General features: G+C 74.2%; 18 protein-coding genes. 11 read left to right on the forward strand and 7 right to left on the reverse strand.

The genetic code is table 11. The features are described 5' to 3' along the window. Nucleotides 1-27 precede the first annotated feature (27 nt). Together JOE63_RS00735 and JOE63_RS00740 are read right to left on the reverse strand one after the other, a co-directional pair. Nucleotides 28-1,221 (reverse strand): ricin-type beta-trefoil lectin domain protein, encoded by a 1,194-nt coding sequence (locus JOE63_RS00735; protein WP_307839878.1) that lies wholly within the window; start codon nt 1,219-1,221, stop codon nt 28-30. A gap of 382 nt (nt 1,222-1,603) precedes the next feature. After that, a complete protein-coding gene (locus JOE63_RS00740; protein ID WP_204543360.1) occupies nt 1,604-2,173 on the reverse strand; it encodes a TetR/AcrR family transcriptional regulator in 570 nt (189 codons plus the stop codon). A 110-nt stretch (nt 2,174-2,283) separates the two neighbouring features. Between JOE63_RS00740 and JOE63_RS00745 the strand changes: the two genes are divergently transcribed. Next, nucleotides 2,284-3,126 carry an alpha/beta fold hydrolase gene (locus tag JOE63_RS00745; RefSeq protein WP_087470321.1) on the forward strand — a complete coding sequence of 281 codons (843 nt, stop codon included), beginning with the start codon at nt 2,284-2,286 and terminating at the stop codon, nt 3,124-3,126. On the opposite strand, the gene JOE63_RS00750 is transcribed toward JOE63_RS00745, so the two are convergent. Beyond that, nucleotides 3,123-4,400, reverse strand: coding sequence for a PIN domain-containing protein (locus JOE63_RS00750; protein ID WP_204538326.1), 1,278 nt, complete (start codon nt 4,398-4,400; stop codon nt 3,123-3,125). The genes JOE63_RS00745 and JOE63_RS00750 overlap by 4 nt on opposite strands. Nucleotides 4,401-4,579: 179 nt before the next feature. On the opposite strand from JOE63_RS00750, the gene JOE63_RS00755 reads away from it, so the two are divergent. The 3 genes from JOE63_RS00755 to JOE63_RS00765 are packed head-to-tail and all read left to right on the forward strand — an operon-like array spanning nt 4,580 to nt 7,100. Further along, nucleotides 4,580-5,929: an MFS transporter gene (locus tag JOE63_RS00755; RefSeq protein ID WP_204538329.1), complete on the forward strand. Its 1,350-nt coding sequence runs from the start codon at nt 4,580-4,582 to the stop codon at nt 5,927-5,929. Then, entirely contained in the window at nt 5,926-6,519 is a 594-nt protein-coding gene (locus tag JOE63_RS00760; protein ID WP_204538332.1) for a sugar O-acetyltransferase, read from the forward strand. The genes JOE63_RS00755 and JOE63_RS00760 overlap by 4 nt, the downstream gene beginning before the upstream one ends. A 2-nt stretch (nt 6,520-6,521) precedes the next feature. Further along, entirely contained in the window at nt 6,522-7,100 is a 579-nt protein-coding gene (locus tag JOE63_RS00765) for a TetR/AcrR family transcriptional regulator (protein ID WP_204538336.1), read from the forward strand. Nucleotides 7,101-7,161: 61 nt separating this feature from the next. On the opposite strand, the gene JOE63_RS00770 is transcribed toward JOE63_RS00765, so the two are convergent. Both JOE63_RS00770 and JOE63_RS00775 read right to left on the reverse strand, forming a co-directional pair. Beyond that, nucleotides 7,162-7,716: a GNAT family N-acetyltransferase gene (locus tag JOE63_RS00770; protein ID WP_204538339.1), complete on the reverse strand. Its 555-nt coding sequence runs from the start codon at nt 7,714-7,716 to the stop codon at nt 7,162-7,164. Nucleotides 7,717-7,759: 43 nt separating this feature from the next. Further along, nucleotides 7,760-8,458, reverse strand: coding sequence for a hypothetical protein (locus JOE63_RS00775; protein WP_087470327.1), 699 nt, complete (start codon nt 8,456-8,458; stop codon nt 7,760-7,762). 172 nt (nt 8,459-8,630) lie between these two features. Here JOE63_RS00775 and JOE63_RS00780 point away from each other — a divergent pair, with 172 nt between their 5' ends. From JOE63_RS00780 to JOE63_RS00800, 5 genes are read left to right on the forward strand one after another with little or no spacing between them, the layout of a single operon-like run. After that, complete coding sequence (locus tag JOE63_RS00780) at nt 8,631-10,928, forward strand: carbon starvation CstA family protein (protein ID WP_087470328.1); 2,298 nt, start codon at nt 8,631-8,633, stop codon at nt 10,926-10,928. Continuing rightward, nucleotides 10,925-11,158 (forward strand): YbdD/YjiX family protein, encoded by a 234-nt coding sequence (locus tag JOE63_RS00785; protein ID WP_307839879.1) that lies wholly within the window; start codon nt 10,925-10,927, stop codon nt 11,156-11,158. The genes JOE63_RS00780 and JOE63_RS00785 overlap by 4 nt, the downstream gene beginning before the upstream one ends. A gap of 18 nt (nt 11,159-11,176) precedes the next feature. Next, nucleotides 11,177-11,638, forward strand: coding sequence for a hypothetical protein (locus JOE63_RS00790; protein ID WP_204538342.1), 462 nt, complete (start codon nt 11,177-11,179; stop codon nt 11,636-11,638). Between the two features lie 5 nt (nt 11,639-11,643). Further along, nucleotides 11,644-12,174, forward strand: a complete 531-nt coding sequence (locus JOE63_RS00795) for a hypothetical protein (protein WP_204538345.1) — start codon at nt 11,644-11,646, stop codon at nt 12,172-12,174. Next, on the forward strand, nt 12,167-12,826 hold the full coding sequence (locus JOE63_RS00800; protein WP_157759511.1) for a hypothetical protein: 660 nt from the start codon (nt 12,167-12,169) through the stop codon (nt 12,824-12,826). Before JOE63_RS00795 ends, JOE63_RS00800 begins: the two co-directional genes overlap by 8 nt. 39 nt (nt 12,827-12,865) lie before the next feature. Here JOE63_RS00800 and JOE63_RS21565 read toward each other — a convergent pair whose 3' ends face one another. Next, entirely contained in the window at nt 12,866-13,684 is an 819-nt protein-coding gene (locus JOE63_RS21565; RefSeq protein ID WP_204538348.1) for a siderophore-interacting protein, read from the reverse strand. An 88-nt stretch (nt 13,685-13,772) separates the two neighbouring features. Next, a complete protein-coding gene (locus JOE63_RS00810) occupies nt 13,773-14,732 on the reverse strand; it encodes an ABC transporter substrate-binding protein (RefSeq protein ID WP_244286310.1) in 960 nt (319 codons plus the stop codon). 86 nt (nt 14,733-14,818) lie between these two features. Here JOE63_RS00810 and JOE63_RS00815 point away from each other — a divergent pair, with 86 nt between their 5' ends. After that, entirely contained in the window at nt 14,819-16,021 is a 1,203-nt protein-coding gene (locus JOE63_RS00815) for a sensor histidine kinase (protein ID WP_087470333.1), read from the forward strand. Beyond that, complete coding sequence (locus JOE63_RS00820) at nt 16,018-16,905, forward strand: LytR/AlgR family response regulator transcription factor (RefSeq protein ID WP_307839880.1); 888 nt, start codon at nt 16,018-16,020, stop codon at nt 16,903-16,905. Before JOE63_RS00815 ends, JOE63_RS00820 begins: the two co-directional genes overlap by 4 nt. Nucleotides 16,906-16,989 lie beyond the last annotated feature (84 nt).

Raw genomic sequence — 16,989 nt, forward strand, 5'->3', positions numbered from 1 at the left:
CGGACGCATCGCTCGGCTGCGGACGGGTCAGAAGGTCCACTGCTGGTTGGTCGACCCGTGGCAGTCCCAGATCACGAACCGCTGGCCCTCGTAGAGCGGGTTGCCGCCCTCGGCGTCGAGGCACTTCCCCGCCTGCGGGTTGCGCAGCGTCTTCGCCCCCGCGTCGTAGGTCCACTTCTGCGCGTTCGTGCCGTTGCACGTCCAGAGCTGGACCGCCGTGCCGTTCGCCGTGCCGCTGCCGCTCACGTCGAGGCACTTGCCGAGCGCCCTGATGGTCCCGTCGCTCCCCCGCGTCCACGACTGGGCGGCGTTGCCGTTGCACGGGACGATCTGCACGCGGTTGCCGTCGTGCGTCTGGCCCCACGGGACGTCGAGGCAGTACCCGTTCGCGATCCGGATCGTCCCGGTCCCGGTCGGGAGGCCGCCGCCGGGGTTCGGCGGGTTCGAGGTTCCCGAGCCGTTGTCGTAGACCCGCACGTAGTCCACCTTCATCTGCTGGGGGAGCTGCGTCGTGCCGTCGGGGTACCCGGGCCACTGTCCGCCGACCGCGACGTTGAGGATGAGGAAGAACGGCTGGTCGAACACCCACGCGTTGGCGCCGACGCTCGCGCGCGTGACGCGGTGGAACTGCTGGCCGTCGACGAACCAGGTGATCTCGCCGGGCTTCCAGTCGACGGCGAAGGTGTGGAAGTCGTCCGCGAACGACCAGCCCTGCGGGTGCTGGTACATGCCCGTGATGCCGGCGCCGCCGGAGTACCCCGGCCCGTGCACGGTGCCGTGCACGCGGTGCGGTTCGAAGCCGACGTTCTCCATGACGTCGATCTCGCCCGACGTCGGCCAGCCGACCCCGGGGAGGTTGCCGCCGAGCATCCAGAACGCCGGCCAGATGCCCTGGCCGCGCGGGATCTGGATGCGGGCCTCGACGCGCCCGTACTGCGGCTGGTACTTCCCCTGGGTCGTCATGCGCGCGGACGTGTACGACCCGTCGGCCTCGCGCCGTGCGGTGATGACGAGGTGGCCCTGCCCGTCGAGCGCGGAGTTCGCGCGCGACGTCGTGTAGTTCTGGAGCTCGGCGTTGCCCCAGCCGCCGGCGCCCGTCTCGTGGTTCCAGCGGGCGGAGCTCGGGGCCGAGCCCGCGGCGCCGTCGAACTCGTCCGACCAGATGATGTCGCCCGGCGCAGCGGTCGCGGCGGGGGCCGCCACGAGCGCTCCGGCGCTCACGGTGAGCGTCGTGACCGCGACCGCGACGACGCGGCGCGCGGTCTCGCCGAGGCGCGGGGCCGGACGACGTCGTGGCCGACCGGGTCGTGGGCGGGCACCCCGCCGGGGCGTGGGACGGGGTGAACGCTGACGTGCGAGGTCCATCGATCCTCCAGGTCCGGCGGCGGCTGCCGCCTGCGTCTCGCCACGGTGCGCGACGTGCTCTCGGCGCGACTCTGCACCGGGGCGGGGGCCGTTCCTCGGCCCTCCGTCCGTGAACCTACGGGCGCGGGAGGTCGCCGAGCAAGCGCTCTCTCGGCGTGTCGTGGAATCGCTCCCACATCCATCCTCAGGAAGTGCCGTGCGCCGACGCCGGGGTCCCCACGCGCACGCGCCCGCGGGCTCAGGCGGTCGCCGGGACCGCCGCGTCGAGGATCGCCTCGGCTGCCCGGCGTGCCTGACGTGCGACGTCGACGTCCTGGGTGATGGCCGCCGTCGTCTGCGCGCCCTCGGCGAGCAGGACGACCTGGAGCGCGACGTCGTCAGGCAGGCCGGCCTCGCGCACGACGTCGCGCGCGTACCGCTGGAACGACTCCTTGTGCTCGCGCACGGCCGCGGCGACGGCGGGCGACGTCGCGCCGAGCTCGCCGAACGAGTTGATGAACGCGCACCCGCGGAACCCGTCCTCGCGGAACCACGCGTCGAGGAAGTCGAACACGGCGAGCAGCCGGTCGCGGGGCGCGGTCGCACCAGCCGCCGCGCGCGCGATCCCCGCGTCCCACTGCTCGGTGCGGTGCCGCAGCACCGCGACGACCAGGTCGTCCTTGGAGGGGAACAGCGCGTAGATGCGCTTGAGCGACACCCCGGCCTCGGTGCGGACCGCGTCCATCCCCACGGACTGGACGCCGCGCGCGTAGAACAGCCGGTCGGCGGCAGCCACGACCGCTGCGCGTGCGCTCGCGTCGTCGAGCATCGTCACCTCCCGTTCACGTCACCCCACTTGCGAGGAGAACCATCGTTCTCTAGTGTAGCGACCATCGGCGAGAACGATCGTTCTCAGCACTCCGCGAAGGGAGCACGACCATGGGGTACATCACCGTCGGGCAGGAGAACTCCACCGACATCGAGCTCTACTACGAGGACCAGGGGACCGGCCAGCCGGTCGTCCTCATCCACGGCTACCCCCTCGACGGGCACAGCTGGGAGCTCCAGAAGCGCGAGCTGATCGATGCCGGCCACCGCGTCATCACGTACGACCGCCGCGGGTTCGGCGCGTCGAGCAAGGTCGGCAGCGGGTACGACTACGACACCTTCGCGGCCGACCTGAACACCGTCCTCGAGACGCTCGACCTGCGCGACGTGATCCTCGTCGGGTTCTCCATGGGCACCGGCGAGCTCGCCCGCTACGTCCACAACCACGGGCACGAGCGCGTCGCCAAGCTCGCGTTCCTCGCGTCCCTCGAGCCGTTCCTCGTCCAGCGCGACGACAACCCCGAGGGAGTCCCGCAGTCCGTGTTCGACGGGATCGTCGACGCGGCCCGTGCCGACCGGTACGCCTGGTACACCGACTTCTACAAGAACTTCTACAACCTCGACGAGAACCTCGGGACGCGCATCAGCGAGGACACCGTGCGCGCGAGCTGGATCACCGCGATCGGGTCCGCTCCCGTCGCCGCGTACGCCGTCGTGCCCACGTGGATCGAGGACTTCCGGGCCGACGTCGAGGCCGTCCGCGCGGCGGGCAAGCCGACGCTCATCCTCCACGGCACGAAGGACAACATCCTCCCGATCGACGCGACCGGGCGTCGCTTCCGGCAGCTCGTGCCGGACGCCGAGTACGTCGAGGTCGAGGGCGCGCCCCACGGGCTGCTCGTCACGCACGCCGCCGAGGTCAACGAGGCGCTGCTCGCCTTCGTCGCCCGCTAGGCGACCGACACGCGGTAGTCGTCGGCGTCGTCGTCCCAGGCCAGGTCGACGGCGCCGGCGGCCTGCGCCGCCTTGCAGAACTGCAGGAACCCGCGGTAGCCGAGCGCCTTCTCGCTGAAGTCCGGGCGCTTCTTGCGGATCGCGTTCTTCAGCCCGGACAGGACGGCCGAGCCGCCCTCCTCCTGCACGACCTCGCGCACGAGGGCGAACGCCTGGTCGGTGTCGCCCTGAGCCGGCAGGGACACCTCGGGGTCGCCCGTGGCCGGCCCGGGCGCGAGCTCGACAATGCTCCGGTCGGCCAGGAACCGCAGGAACTCACCGAAGTTGCGGAACCCGTAGTCGGCCTCGCTGAACGTCGGGTCCTTGCGCAGCAGCGTGCGCTTGAGCACGGACGCCGTCACCGCGCCGCTCGTCGACGCCTCCAGGTCCGCGAGCGTCTGCGCGACACGCACCTCCATGGGAAGGTCCTCGCCGGACGGCGCCTCGTCGTCGGCCTCGGGGGCGGGCGCCGGGGTCTCGACCGCTTCGGGCACCTCGGTGACCGACGTCGTCGTGACCTCGACCTCGTCGCTCTCCGTCACGACGGGCTCGCCGCGGCGGGTCGTGCGCCCGACGGCCTCGCCCAGCTCCGCGAGCGCCGCCGCGGCCGGCGTCTCGACCTCCGGCTCGGCGATCTCGGTCGCCTTGCGGCGCCCGGTCGAACGCCCGCCGCCGCGCTTCGCCTTGCCCGCGCCCGACGTCGTCCCGCCCGAGGCGCGCCCGCCACGCACGGACCGGGGCTCCGGCTCGTCGGGGACGTCGACACCCTCGAGGCGGTCGTAGAAGAGGAACTCGTCGCACGCGGGCGGCAGGAGCCGCGACGTCGACTTCTCGACCCCGACCCCGATGACGCGCTTGTTGAGCTCGCGCAGCTTGTGGACGAGCGGGGAGAAGTCGCTGTCCCCCGTGCACATGACGAACGTCGAGATGTAGTCGCGCTCGAACGCCATCTCGATCGCGTCGACGACCATCTTGATGTCGGCCGCGTTCTTGCGCGACGCGCCCATGCGCTGCGGCATCTCGATGAGCTCGACCTGGTGCCGCGTGAGCGAGCGGCGGTCCTCGTCGAAGTACGACCAGTCGGCGTAGGCGCGCCGCACGACCACGCGCCCGCGCACCGCGAGCGCGTCGGCGATCGGCCCGAAGTCGAACGTCATGCCGCCCAGGTGCTCGCGCGCGCCGAGCGCGAGGTTCTCGTAGTCGATGAAGACGGCCAGGCGTTCCTCGGTGTCCATGCGCGCCAGCCTAGGTGCAGACGCCGCCCCCGGCCCCGCCGAACCCGGGTTCACGCGGTACCGCACCCCGCCGAACCCGGGGTTCTTCCCCACCTCGGCGCCGATCCGGGGAACAACCCCGGGTTCGGCACCGTCCGCGGTTGTGTACGGGCGTACGCATCGTGTGTACGATCGTCCGCATGTCGTCCTCCGCCCTCGCTCGACCTGTGCTCGACGTCCGGCGCGCCCGCGTCGCCGTCGCCGCGCTGTTCCTCACGAACGGCGCCCTGTTCGCGAACCTCGTGCCGCGCTACCCCGAGATCAAGGCCGGGCTCGACCTGGGGAACGCCACGTACGGGCTCGCCGTCGCCGCTTTCCCCGCAGGGGCCATCACCGCGGGGCTCGCCGCCGCGGCGCTCGTGCGCCGCTTCGGGTCGGCGCGCGTCGCGGTCGCCGGCACCGTGCTCACCGCCGCAGGGCTGCTGCTCGCGGGCCTCGCACCCGCCCTGCCGCTGCTCGTCGTCGCGCTGTTCGCGGCAGGCGCGATGGACGCGTTCACCGACGTCGCGCAGAACGCCCACGGCCTGCGGGTGCAGCGCCGCTACGGCCGCTCGATCATCAACGGCTTCCACGCGCTCTGGTCGGTCGGCGCCGTGGTCGGCGGCGGCATGGCCGCCGCCGCGATCGCGCTCGACCTGCCGCTCGCCGTGCACCTGGCGATCACGGGCGCGCTGTTCTCCGTCGTCGCCCTCGTGGCCCTGCGCTCGTGCCTGCCCGGGCTGGACGGCGAGGTGCCCGACGACGTCGCGGGCGAGGCCGGGGCGCTCGCCACCCCGGGCGTCCCGACCAGCGCCGAGGCCGCCGCTGCGGCCGCCGCGCGCACGTCCCGCACGCGCACCGTCGCCGTCCTCGCGGCGCTCGTCCTCGTCGCCGTCGCGGGCACGCTCGTGGAGGACGCGGGCAGCACGTGGGCGGCGGTCTACCTCTCCGGGTCGCTCGGCGCCCCGGCGACGCTCGCCGCCGCCGGGTTCGTCGCGCTCGTCGGCGCACAGTTCGTCGGTCGGCTCGTCGGCGACCGCCTCGTCGACCGCTTCGGCCAGCGCGCCGTCGCCCGGACCGGGGGCGCGCTCGTGCTGCTCGGCACGGGGCTCGCGCTCGCGTTCCCGTCCGTCCCGGGCACGATCGCCGGGTTCGCCGCCGCCGGGTTCGGCGTCGCGACCCTGGTCCCCGCCGCGATGCAGCAGGCCGACGAGCTCCCTGGCCTGCGCGCGGGCACGGGCCTCACCCTCGTCTCATGGCTCATGCGCCTCGGGTTCCTCCTGTCCCCGCCGATCGTCGGGCTCGTCGCCGACGCCACGAGCCTGCGCGCCGGGCTGCTCGTCCTGCCGCTGGCCGGCCTCGTCGTCGTGCTCCTGGCCGGCGTGCTCGCCCCGCGACGGCGCTCGACGGGCAGGCCGGGCCGCGTCGAACACGACGGTGAGCCGTCCCCCGCCCGGCATGATGACCACGAACGCCGCACGACCGCGCCCGAGGAGGCCACCACCGCATGACGACCGACTACTTCGCCGGCGACGACCGCACGAGCTACGAGCGCATGGCCGCGGGCGACCTCTACGTCGCCGACGACCCGGAGATCGCGCGCGGCGTCCAGCGCGGTCTGCGCCTCGTCGACGCGTTCCACCGCGCCGTCCTCGACGGCGACGGCGACGACGCGCAAGCCCGCGAGATCCTCGCCGACCTGCTCGGGTCGCTCGGCGAGGGGTCGTGGGTCAAGCCGCCGCTCGCGGTCGACTTCGGCAGCAACGTGCACCTCGGCGCCCGGACCTTCGTCAACTCCGGCCTCACCGCGCTCGACGTCGCGGCGATCACGGTCGGCGACGACTGCCTCATCGGGCCGAACGTCCAGCTCCTCACCCCGACCCACCCCGTCGATCCGCAGCCCCGGCGCGACAAGCTCGAGGCGGCCGAGCCCATCACGCTCGGCGACAACGTGTGGCTCGGCGGCGGCGTGATCGTGTGCCCGGGCGTGACGATCGGCGACAACACGGTGGTGGGCGCGGGCTCCGTCGTGACGCGCGACCTGCCCGCGAACGTCGTGGCGGTGGGCAACCCGGCCCGGGTGATCCGCGAGAACATCTGACCATGAGCGCCCCTGAGGCCCCGTCCGGGACGACGCCCCGAGCCCGCCGCCACGACCCGGAGCGGCGCGACCGCATCATCGACGCGTGCCTCGACGTCATCACCGAGCACGGCGTCGCGGGCACGTCGCACCGGCGCGTCGCGGTCGCGGCCGACGTCCCGCTCGGGTCGATGACGTACCACTTCGCCGGGATGGACGAGCTGCTGCGCGAGGCGTTCGGTCGGTTCGCGCGCGACGCCGCCGCTCAGTTCGAGCGCCGCATGAGCGACGCGCGCACGCCCGAGGAGGCCGTGCAGGCGGTCACGACGCTCATCACGCACGACGTGTTCGCGACCCAGCGCGACCTCGTCCTGTCGCACGAGCTCTACACGCTCGCGGCGCGCGACCCCGCCTACCGGACGCTCACGAACGACTGGATGCGCCGTAGCCGCGACGCGCTCGGCCGCCACTTCGACGCCGCGACGTGCCGCGTGCTCGACGCGTTCATCGAGGGCATGACCATCCACCGCGCGCTCGACACCGAGCCGCACGACGACGTCGACGTCCTCGGCGCGGTCCGACGCCTCACGCGGGTTCCCTGACGGGGCGCTCCCGTCAGAGCGCGCTCCCGTTAGGCGGCGGTCCCGTCAGGGGGCGGTCCCGTCAGGGCGCGGTCACGTCGAACAGCTCGCAGGTCGCGTCGTAGTACGCGTCGGTCGTCCCGCGGTGGGTCATGCCGATCCGCCGGCACACCGCCTGGGACGCCGCGTTGTCGGGGTGCGTCACGGCGACGACACGCTCGAGCCCGCGCTCGAAGGCGTGCGCGAGCACCGCGGCCGCCGCCTCCGACGCGTACCCGCGGCCCCACACGTCGGGGTGGAAGTGCCACCCGATCTCCGTGTCGCCCGACGGCTGCAGCGGGTCGCCCGTGCCCGACGCCGGGATGGGCTTGAGCAGGATGGTCCCCACGGGCGCGGCGTCGGGCAGACCCCCACCCTCGCCCTCGCGCGGGACGACCGCCCAGACCCCGTGCGTGCCGTCGTCGGCGGCGGCCCAGCGCTCGACCCGCTCCAGCGCCTCGTCGCGGTGCTCCAGGACGCGCGGCGTCACGCCGATGAACCGCATGACGTCCCAGCGCGAGTAGATGTCCAGGATGGCGTCGGCGTCGTCGGGCTGCCAGGGGCGGAGGGTGAGCCGGGCTGTCGTGAGGGTCTGCATCGCCCCAGGCTACGAGGCCCGCAGGTGCCCGGGGACCGCGGTGTCAGATGATCTTCGGAAAGGTCACCAGGAAGCCGATGCCGACCACGAGGACCACGCACGCGAGGCCGACCATGGCCCAGGAGGCGCGCTCCGAGCGGAACCTGCCCGCGAACGCGCCGAAGAACAGCACGAGCGCGAAGAGCACGGTCGTCAGCGTGTAGTTGTCGCCCCGCTGGTTGTTGACGAGCGCCTGCGCGAAGAGGGCGTCGGCCCGCTCGTCGGCCTCGACCGCCTCGACCGCTCCGGGCGGGACGTAGGCGTCGAGCGCGAACGGGCTCGGGGCGGCGTCGGGGTTCTGCAGGGGGCGCGACGCGAGCCACTCGTCGAACGCCGGCTGGAAGTGGGGCGTGAACCGCGCGCGCGTGAACTCCTCCAGCTCGGTGTCCCCGGTCGCGTACGCCTCGAGCCACAGGCCGAAGACCTGCAGGTCGATCGACCGGGCGGTGTCGGCGTGCGCGCGCTGCGTCGACGCCTCGATGCGCTGGGTCGACGCGCGCGAGAACGCGATCGACATCTCGCCGCCCCACTTGCTCGCCTCGAACCCGCTCCAGGCCGTGAGGACGGCCGTCACCGCGAGCAGCACGACGGTCACGGTCTCGCGCCACGACCGTCCGGCGTGCCCGCGGTTCTCGGCCTGCTCGCCGTCCGCCGCCTGCCGGACCTGCTCGACCTGCTGGACCTGCTCGCCCTCGTCGGCCACGGCAGGACCGTAGCCCGCGCCGCGGGATCGCGCGCGGCGGGCGCCGTTCGTCGCACGCGGGCCACCGTTCGTCGCACACCTCGACCGCCGGTCGACGTGACCTGGATCACCCCCGCACGGGCTCCCTAGCCTTCCGAGGTCGGACGCAACGACGCGACCCTGGAGAGGCTCGATGACGACAGACACCCGCGCGGCGCGGAACGCCGCCCCCGACGAGCCGGAGATCGTGCCGGACCCGTCGCTGCCCCCCACCGCAGTGCCCGACTCCGTCCCCGGAGCGCAGACGCGGACCCGCTGGACGCCGCAGAAGATCGCCCTGTGGGCCGCGATCTCGCTGCTGGGCGGCATCGCCTGGGTCATGCTCGCGGTCGTCCGCGGCGAGACGGTGAACGCGATCTGGTTCGTGTTCGCCGCCGTGTGCACGTACCTCATCGGGTACCGCTTCTACTCCAAGGTCATCGAGCGCTACATCACGCGCCCCGACGACCGCCGGGCGACGCCTGCCGAGTCGCGCGAGGACGGCAAGGACTACGTCCCGACCGACCGCCACGTGCTGTTCGGCCACCACTTCGCGGCCATCGCCGGCGCGGGCCCGCTCGTCGGCCCGGTGCTCGCCGCGCAGATGGGCTACCTGCCGGGCACGATCTGGATCATCGTCGGCGTCGTGCTCGCGGGCGCGGTGCAGGACTACCTCGTGCTGTTCTTCTCCATGCGCCGCGGCGGGCGGACCATCGGCCAGATGGCGCGCCAGGAGCTCGGCCGCGTGGGCGGTACCGCCGCGATCGTCGCGTCGCTGCTCATCATGATCATCATCGTCGCGATCCTCGCGCTCGTGGTCGTCAACGCGCTCGGCGAGAGCCCGTGGGGCGTGTTCTCCGTCTCCATGACGATCCCGATCGCTCTGTTCATGGGCGTGTACCTGCGCTACCTGCGCCCGGGCAAGATCACCGAGGTCTCCGTCATCGGCTTCGTCCTGCTGCTCGCCGCGATCATCGGCGGCGGCTGGATCGCCGACACCGCCTGGGGCGCCGACCTCTTCACCCTCGACCGCACGACCATCGCCGTCGGCGTGATCGTCTACGGCTTCGTCGCGGCCGTGCTGCCCGTGTGGCTCCTGCTCGCGCCGCGCGACTACCTGTCGACGTTCATGAAGGTCGGCGTCATCGTCGTCCTCGCCGTCGCGGTGATCGTCGTGCGGCCGGAGATCACCGTCCCCGCGATCAGCGAGTTCGCGAGCGGCGAGACGGGTCCGGTCGTGTCCGGCGCCCTCTGGCCCTTCCTCTTCGTGACGATCGCGTGCGGTGCGCTGTCCGGGTTCCACGCCCTCATCGCGTCGGGCACGACCCCCAAGCTCGTCGAGAAGGAGCGCCAGACGCGCTTCATCGGCTACGGCGGCATGCTCATGGAGTCGTTCGTCGCGATCATGGCGCTCGTCGCCGCGATCTCGATCGACCGCGGCATCTACTTCGCGATGAACTCGTCCGCCGGCGCGACCGGGGGCACCGTGGAGGGGGCCGTGGCCTTCGTCAACGGGCTCGGGCTCATGGGCGTCAACCTCACGCCGGACATGCTCACGTCCACGGCCGAGGCGGTCGGCGAGCCGTCGATCGTGTCCCGCACGGGCGGCGCCCCGACGCTCGCCCTGGGCCTCGCGCACATCATGCAGCAGCTCGTGGGCGGCACCGCGATGATGGGCTTCTGGTACCACTTCGCGATCATGTTCGAGGCGCTGTTCATCCTCACCGCCGTCGACGCCGGCACCCGCGTCGCGCGGTTCATGCTCCAGGACACGATCGGCAACGTGGCGCCGAGGTTCCGGGACGTGACGTGGCGCCCCGGGGTCTGGTTGTGCACCGCGATCATGGTCGCCGGGTGGGGATCGATCCTCTACCTCGGGGTCACCGACCCGCTCGGCGGCATCAACACGTTCTTCCCGCTGTTCGGCATCGCCAACCAGCTCCTCGCGGCCATCGCGCTCGCCGTCGTGCTCGCGATCGTCGCCAAGCGCGGGCGCAGCTACCAGCGCTGGCTGTGGATCGTCGCGGCGCCGCTCGCGTTCACCGCGGTCATCACCATCTGGGCGTCGATCGAGAAGATCTTCTCGCCCGTGCCCGCGGTCGGGTACTGGGCCAACCACAACGCCTTCAAGGACGCGCTCGCCGCGGGCGAGACGTCGTTCGGCACGGCGGGCTCGGTCGAGGCCATGGAGGCGGTCGTCCGCAACACGTTCGTCCAGGGCACGCTGTCGATCGTGTTCGTCGTGCTCGCGATCGTCGTCATCGTCGCCTCGGTCCTCGTGACCGCGAAGGCGCTGCGCGACGGCGGCGGCACGAACCACGAGGACCCGCCCGTGGCGTCGCGCCGGTTCGCCCCGGCCGACCTGGTCGCGACGAAGGCCGAGAAGGCGATCCAGAAGGAGTGGGCGGCGCTGCCGCCCGAGAAGCGTCCTGCCGCGACGGGGCACCGGTGACGGTGCGGCAGGTCTCGCAGGGTCCCGCCACGACGGTCCGCGCGACCGTCGTGGCGGGGCTCCGCGCCGTCCGCTGGTACGTGCGGCAGGTCATGGGCGACGACGCGTACGCGACCTACGCCGCGCACCAGCGCGCGGTGCACCCGGGCGGCGTCGTGATGACCGAGCGTGAGTTCTGGCGTGTGCGCCACGCCGAGCAGGACGCCAACCCGGGGTCGCGCTGCTGCTGACGGCCTAGGCTCTGCGCCGTGCTCCGCGTCCCCCTCGACCTGCTCCTGCCGCGGGTCTCGACCGCCGACGTCCGGCGCCGCGCCGCGGAGCTGCCGCGCCGCGGGCAGGAGGTCCGGGTCCGCGTGCGCGGCGACGTGCTGGTCGCGCGGCGCTGGGCCAGCGGCGCGCACGCGAGCGGTCACAGCGTGCTGCGGGCCCGTCTCACCCAGGAGCCCGACGGCGTCCGGGTGCGCGGGGCGGTCGCGCCGAGCGGGCTGGACCTCCTCCTGGTCGCGATCTGGCTCGCCGCGGCCTGCGGGCTCGCGACGCTCGGCGCCGTCTACCAGAACGGGGTCGCGTGGTGCGTCGCGCTCCTCCCGCTCGCGTTCGGGGCCGTCTTCGCCGCCTGGCTGCCCGGGGCCGCGCGGGCCGGTCACGCCGTCCTGCTCCGGGCGCTCACCGGCCTCGGCGAGAGTCCCGACCCGGACCGGCTACGGTGACGGGCGTGGCTCGCCCTCCCGTCCCCATCACGCTCGACCCGCCGCGGGGTCAGATCCCCACCGTCTCGGTCGTGCTCGCGACCGACCCCTCGACCGCGGCCGGTTGGGTCGCCGAGGCGTTCGGCGCCCAGCGCTGGAAGCGTCGCGCCTCGGACGCCGCCCACCAGGACGGTGCGGCGCTGTGGGAGATCGGGGGCGCCGGTCGCGCCTTCTTCCTCGACGACCTCGACGTGCTGCGCTGGGTCACCCCGCGCGCGACGGCGTTCGTCTCGCACGGCCGGGCCGTCGCGACGGTCGGGCGCCTCGACCCGGGAACGGGTCAGGCCCCCGCCACGGCCGTCGCCCTGTCCCTCGTCGACGGCGTCTTCTCGTGCCGCGAGAGCCTCGGGGCCGTCGCGCGCGGCCTGTGCGACCGCGCCGTCCGCGCCGGGGCGCTGCGCCCCGACGACGTCCCGGTCTGGGCGAACGCCGTCGAGATCCCCGCCGGGTCGCCCCTGCACCCGGCCACCGGGCGAAAGCTCTTCCGCCGTGGCTGAGCCGACCGCCGGGCGCGCGACGGCCCCGCCCCTGATCGAGCTGGCCATGGGCGACGCCGCGAAGCGTCAGGTGCTGCGCTCCAACATGGCGCTGATCTCGATCCTCGCGCCGCTCGTGGGTCTCGCGCAGCTCCCGGCGGCGATCACGAGCGGGAACCTGGCGCTCGCCGTCGGGTTCCTCGCCTTCGCGCTCGCCATGATCCCGCTGACGTACGCGATCGGGCGTCGCATGGTCGACCGCGCGCGGATCGTCCTGGGCGACGGGACGTACACCGTGCACGGCTGGGGCCGGACGAAGCGGTTCACGGTCGCGGACGTCGACCGCGTCGTCACGGTGGACCGCATGGCGTTCGGCATGGCCGGGGCGACGCACCACCTCATCGTCCTCGGCCCGACGAAGCGCCTGCTCCTGCTCGTCGGGCAGATGTGGGACCGCGACCAGCTCTCGACCCTCGCGCTCGACCTCGCGCGCCGCGGCGTCCCCCTCACGCCCTGGCACCAGCCGGTCACGCCGGCCCAGCTCCGCGCGTTCGACCGGCGGCTCGTGCCCTGGCCGCAGGCCCACCCGGTCGCGCTCGCCCTGCTGGTCGGGCTCGGCACGCTCCTCGCCCTCGTGGTGCTGTTCGTCGTCGTGGTCGCGATCATCGTCTGAGCGTCGCGAGGGCGCGGTCCCGGAGGACACGTGCGGTCCTCAGGCGCGCGCCTCGCCGCCCTCTGGCTCCGGCCGACGCCGGGCCCGGTCGTGCCAGTAGCCCTGCGCGTGCACGCGCGACCTCTCGATCCCCGCCGCCACGAGCTCGGCGCGGACCCGCGCGACGGTGGCGCTCTCGGTCGCGCACCACGCGTAGAAGCCTGCGCCCGCGTCGGCCGCGGACCGGCCGTGCTCCACGGCCCAGGCCCGGACCGCGCCCAGCACGGCCCGCTCGCCCCCACGGCGGCGCCGACGCACGTGCGCGACGCGCACGGTCCCGGGCACGTCGCCGACCGGCGCGTCCGCCGGGTCGTCGGCCTCGACGAGCACGTGCGCCCGCACGTCGGGACGCAGGCTCGCGAGGATGCCGCGCACCGCGGGCGCCGAGGTCTCGTCGCCGACGAGCAGCACGTGCGCGACGTCGGGCCCCGGCTCCCACTGCGTGCCGTGGTCGGTCACGCCGAACCGGACGTGCGGCGCCGAGAGCAGCACGCGGTCCCCGCGCGCCGCGCGGCGCGCCCACGCGCTCGCCGGTCCCGCGGGCTCGTGCAGGTACAGGTCGAGGTCCACCTCGGCGTCCCGGGGCCGCACGGCCACGGGCGTGTACGAGCGCATCACCGGCCGTACGTCGTCGTCGAGCGCGGACCACTCGCGCCGCCACGCGCTCTCGCCCGCGAGCCCCGCACGCCGCGCGAGCAGGTCCGTCCCCGGCCCGGGGAGCAGGATCTTCACGCGCTGGTCGAGCCCGACGTCGGCGCACCCCGCCAGGTCCGGGCCGGCGAGGGTCACGCGCACCAGGCGCGGTCCGACGTCGTGCACACGCGCGACCGTCGTCGGGAAGAGGACGTTGGGCGACCGGTGGAACCGGCACCCGGCCTCGCTCCCGACCGTGCTCCCGGCCGGCCGGTCAGGACCCGGCACGGTCCTGGAGGAACCGCTCGACGTCGTCGAGCACGGCCTGGCCGCCGAGCGGGCCGACGCCGCTGATCCAGGACGACTGGTCGACGACGCGCACGTCGGGGAACGACGACGCGTTGAGCGGGATCTCGGCCGGGACCGCGGCCGGGTCGGCCGGGTCGGCGGCCGAGACGAGGACGAGGTCGGCGGCGGCCTCGGTCACGCGCTCGGGCGACAGGTCGACCGAGATGTCCTCGCCCCAGTCCTGCTCCGGCGTCGAGAACCCGACGCACTCGAGCGTGCTGCCCGCGAACGACCGCGGACCGTAGGCGGACACGATGCCGTCGCGCGGGCGCAGGAGCTGCGCCGTCCCGCTGACGTCGTAGTCCTCCTGGAGCTGGGCGCACCGCGCGTCGTAGGCGTCCAGCAGGGCCTGGGCGTCGGTCTCCCGGCCGAGCGCACGACCCACGAGCAGCACGTTCTCCTGCCAGGGGTCGGTCTGCGTCGCCATGAACACCGTCGGCGCGATGCCCGCGAGCTGGTCGTAGAGGTCGGCGTGGCGCGACTCCGTGCCGAGGATGAGGTCCGGCTCCAGCGCGGCGATGGCCTCGAGGTTCGGCTCGGGCACCGTGCCCACGACCTCGATCGCCTGCGCCTCCTCGCCGAGGTAGGCCGGCACGCCGGCCTCGACGCTGAGCACGGCCGCTCCCACCGGGACGACGCCGAGCGCGACGGCGGTGTCCGTCTCCACGGGCTCCAGCGTCACGACGCGCTGCGGCGCCGCCGCGAGCTCGGCGGTCCCGCGCGCGTGCTCGACGGCGTACCCCGTGGGGGCAGCCTCCGTCGTGGTCGGCGCGGGTTCCGGCGCGGACGAGCACGCGGCGAGCAGGGCGGAGGCGAGCACGAGCGCACCGGCGAGGGCGCCGCGGCGCCCGCGGAGGCTGGACGATGAGGTCCGGGAGATCGGCACAGGGGGTTCCTTCGTCTTCCGTAGGGTTGCCTCACCTTATCTTCGAGGGTCACGGGGCGGGACGTGACGCTGGTTACGATCGCTGCATGTCCGGGCCCGTGTTCGCCGGCGCCGTCGCCGGTCTCGTCGTGGGCGTGCTGCTCACCCTCGGGCTGGTGCTCGCGTGGCGGCTCGCGCGCGGGTCGCGCGAGCTCGGGAGCGACTCGGACCGCGCGACGTTCCGCACCCTGCACCTCGCGTCGCGCGCCGCGACGCACCTGCGGGGCGGGCTCGACGGCGACGACGTCGGACGCGCGGCCCGCTCGCTGCGCCAGCTCCTCGGCGCGGACGCGCTCGCCGTGGTCACGGCCGAGGGCGCGGTCGCGCTCGACGGCAGCACGACCCTCGAGCCCGACGCGCGCCGGGTCGCCGAGCGCGTGCTCGCCACCGGCCGCCGCCACGTCGAGAGCCGGGACCACAGGAACGGCGACGAGGCGGGCGGCGACGTCGCGGACGCCGTCGGGGCCCCGGTCGTCGCGGGCGGTCGCGTCGCGGGCGTCGTCGTCGCGTTCGCGGGCACGGTCCGCCCGCCGCTCGTGCGCGCGACGGGCGAGGTCGCGCAGTGGTGCTCGGCGCAGCTCGAGCTCGGCGAGCTCGAGGCGTCGCGCACCGCGCTCGCGCAGGCCGAGCTGCGCGCGCTGCGCGCCCAGATCAGTCCGCACTTCGTCTACAACGCGCTCGGTGCCATCGCGTCGTTCATCAGCACGGACCCGGAACGGGCGCGCGACCTCGTGCTCGACTTCGCCGACTTCACGCGCTACTCGTTCCGCGGCCGCGGCGACTTCACGACGCTCGCCGACGAGCTGGGCTCCATCCATTCCTACGTCGAGCTGGAACGGGCCCGGTTCGGGGAGCGCCTCGCCGTGACCCTGCAGATCGCGCCCGAGTCGCTGACCACCGTCATCCCGTTCCTGTCGGTGCAGCCGCTCGTCGAGAACGCGGTCCGGCACGGGCTGGAGCCCCAGGAGCGCGGCGGGACGATCGTCATCACCGCGCGCGACGAGGGCACCCAGACGGAGATCACCGTCGAGGACGACGGCGTCGGCATGGACCCGGCCGTCGTGCGCGAGCTCCTCACGTCGCGCGGGAGCGAGCACGTGGGCCTGCGCAACGTCGACCGGCGCGTGCGCCAGCTCTACGGCGACGACCACGCCCTCGACATCGAGACCGCCCCCGGCTCCGGCACGCTCGTGCGCCTGCGCGTGCCCCGCTCCCAGCCCCTGCACGAGACGGAGGTGAGCGTGCCGTGACCGGCACCGACCCGACCCCCGGCCCGGCGTCCGAGGACCCGGCCGCCGTCGGGCTGGACGTGCTCGTGGCCGACGACGAGCGCCCCGTGCTCGACGAGCTCGTCGCCCTGCTGCGGCGCGACCCGCGCGTGCGGACCGTGCTCGGCGTCGCGACCGGCTCGGAGGCGCTGCGCGAGCTCTCCTCGCGCACGGTCGACGCGGCGTTCCTCGACATCCACATGCCCGGGCTGACCGGCCTCGACCTCGCCCGCGCGCTGTCCCGCTTCGCCGACCGGCCCGCCGTCGTGTTCGTCACCGCCGACGAGGCCCGCGCGCTCGAGGCGTTCGACGTCGAGGCCGTCGACTACGTGCTCAAGCCCGTGCGCCGCGAGCGCCTGACCCGTGCCGTCGACCGGGTCGTGGAGCGCGTCGCGGACCGCGCCGGGCGCGGTGCCGGGCCCGGCGTCGGGGGCGGCGTCGGGGCCTGGGGCGTGCCCGACGGCGGAGGGTCACCGTCCGCGAGCGCCGCCGCCCCACCTGCCGCCCCGGGGCGCGAGGCGCCGGAGCACGAGACGCTCGTCGTGACGGTCGGGACGACGACGCGCCTCGTCCGCCGCAGCGCGGTGCGGTGGGTGCAGGCGCAGGGCGACTACTCGCGCCTCGTGACGGACACCGAGCAGTTCCTCGTGCGCGAGCCGCTGTCCGACCTCGAGGAGCGGTGGGCCCCGGCCGGGTTCCTGCGCGTGCACCGGTCGTACCTCGTGGACCGCGCGGCCGTGACCGCTGCGCGGTTCGGCGGGGCGCAGCCCGCGCTCGTCGTCGCAGGCCACGAGGTCCCGGTGAGCCGCCGCATGGTCCCGGCCGTGCGGGAGGCGCTGCTCGGCCCGCACCGGGGTCCGTCGTGAGCGACCCGGACCGGTCGTCGGCCCCGACCCCGCCCGCCGACGGATGCGTCCCTGCTCCAGTGCTGCGTCCCGGGACGCAGCACT

Source organism: Cellulosimicrobium cellulans, assembly GCF_016907755.1.
Lineage (GTDB): Bacteria > Actinomycetota > Actinomycetes > Actinomycetales > Cellulomonadaceae > Cellulosimicrobium > Cellulosimicrobium cellulans_D.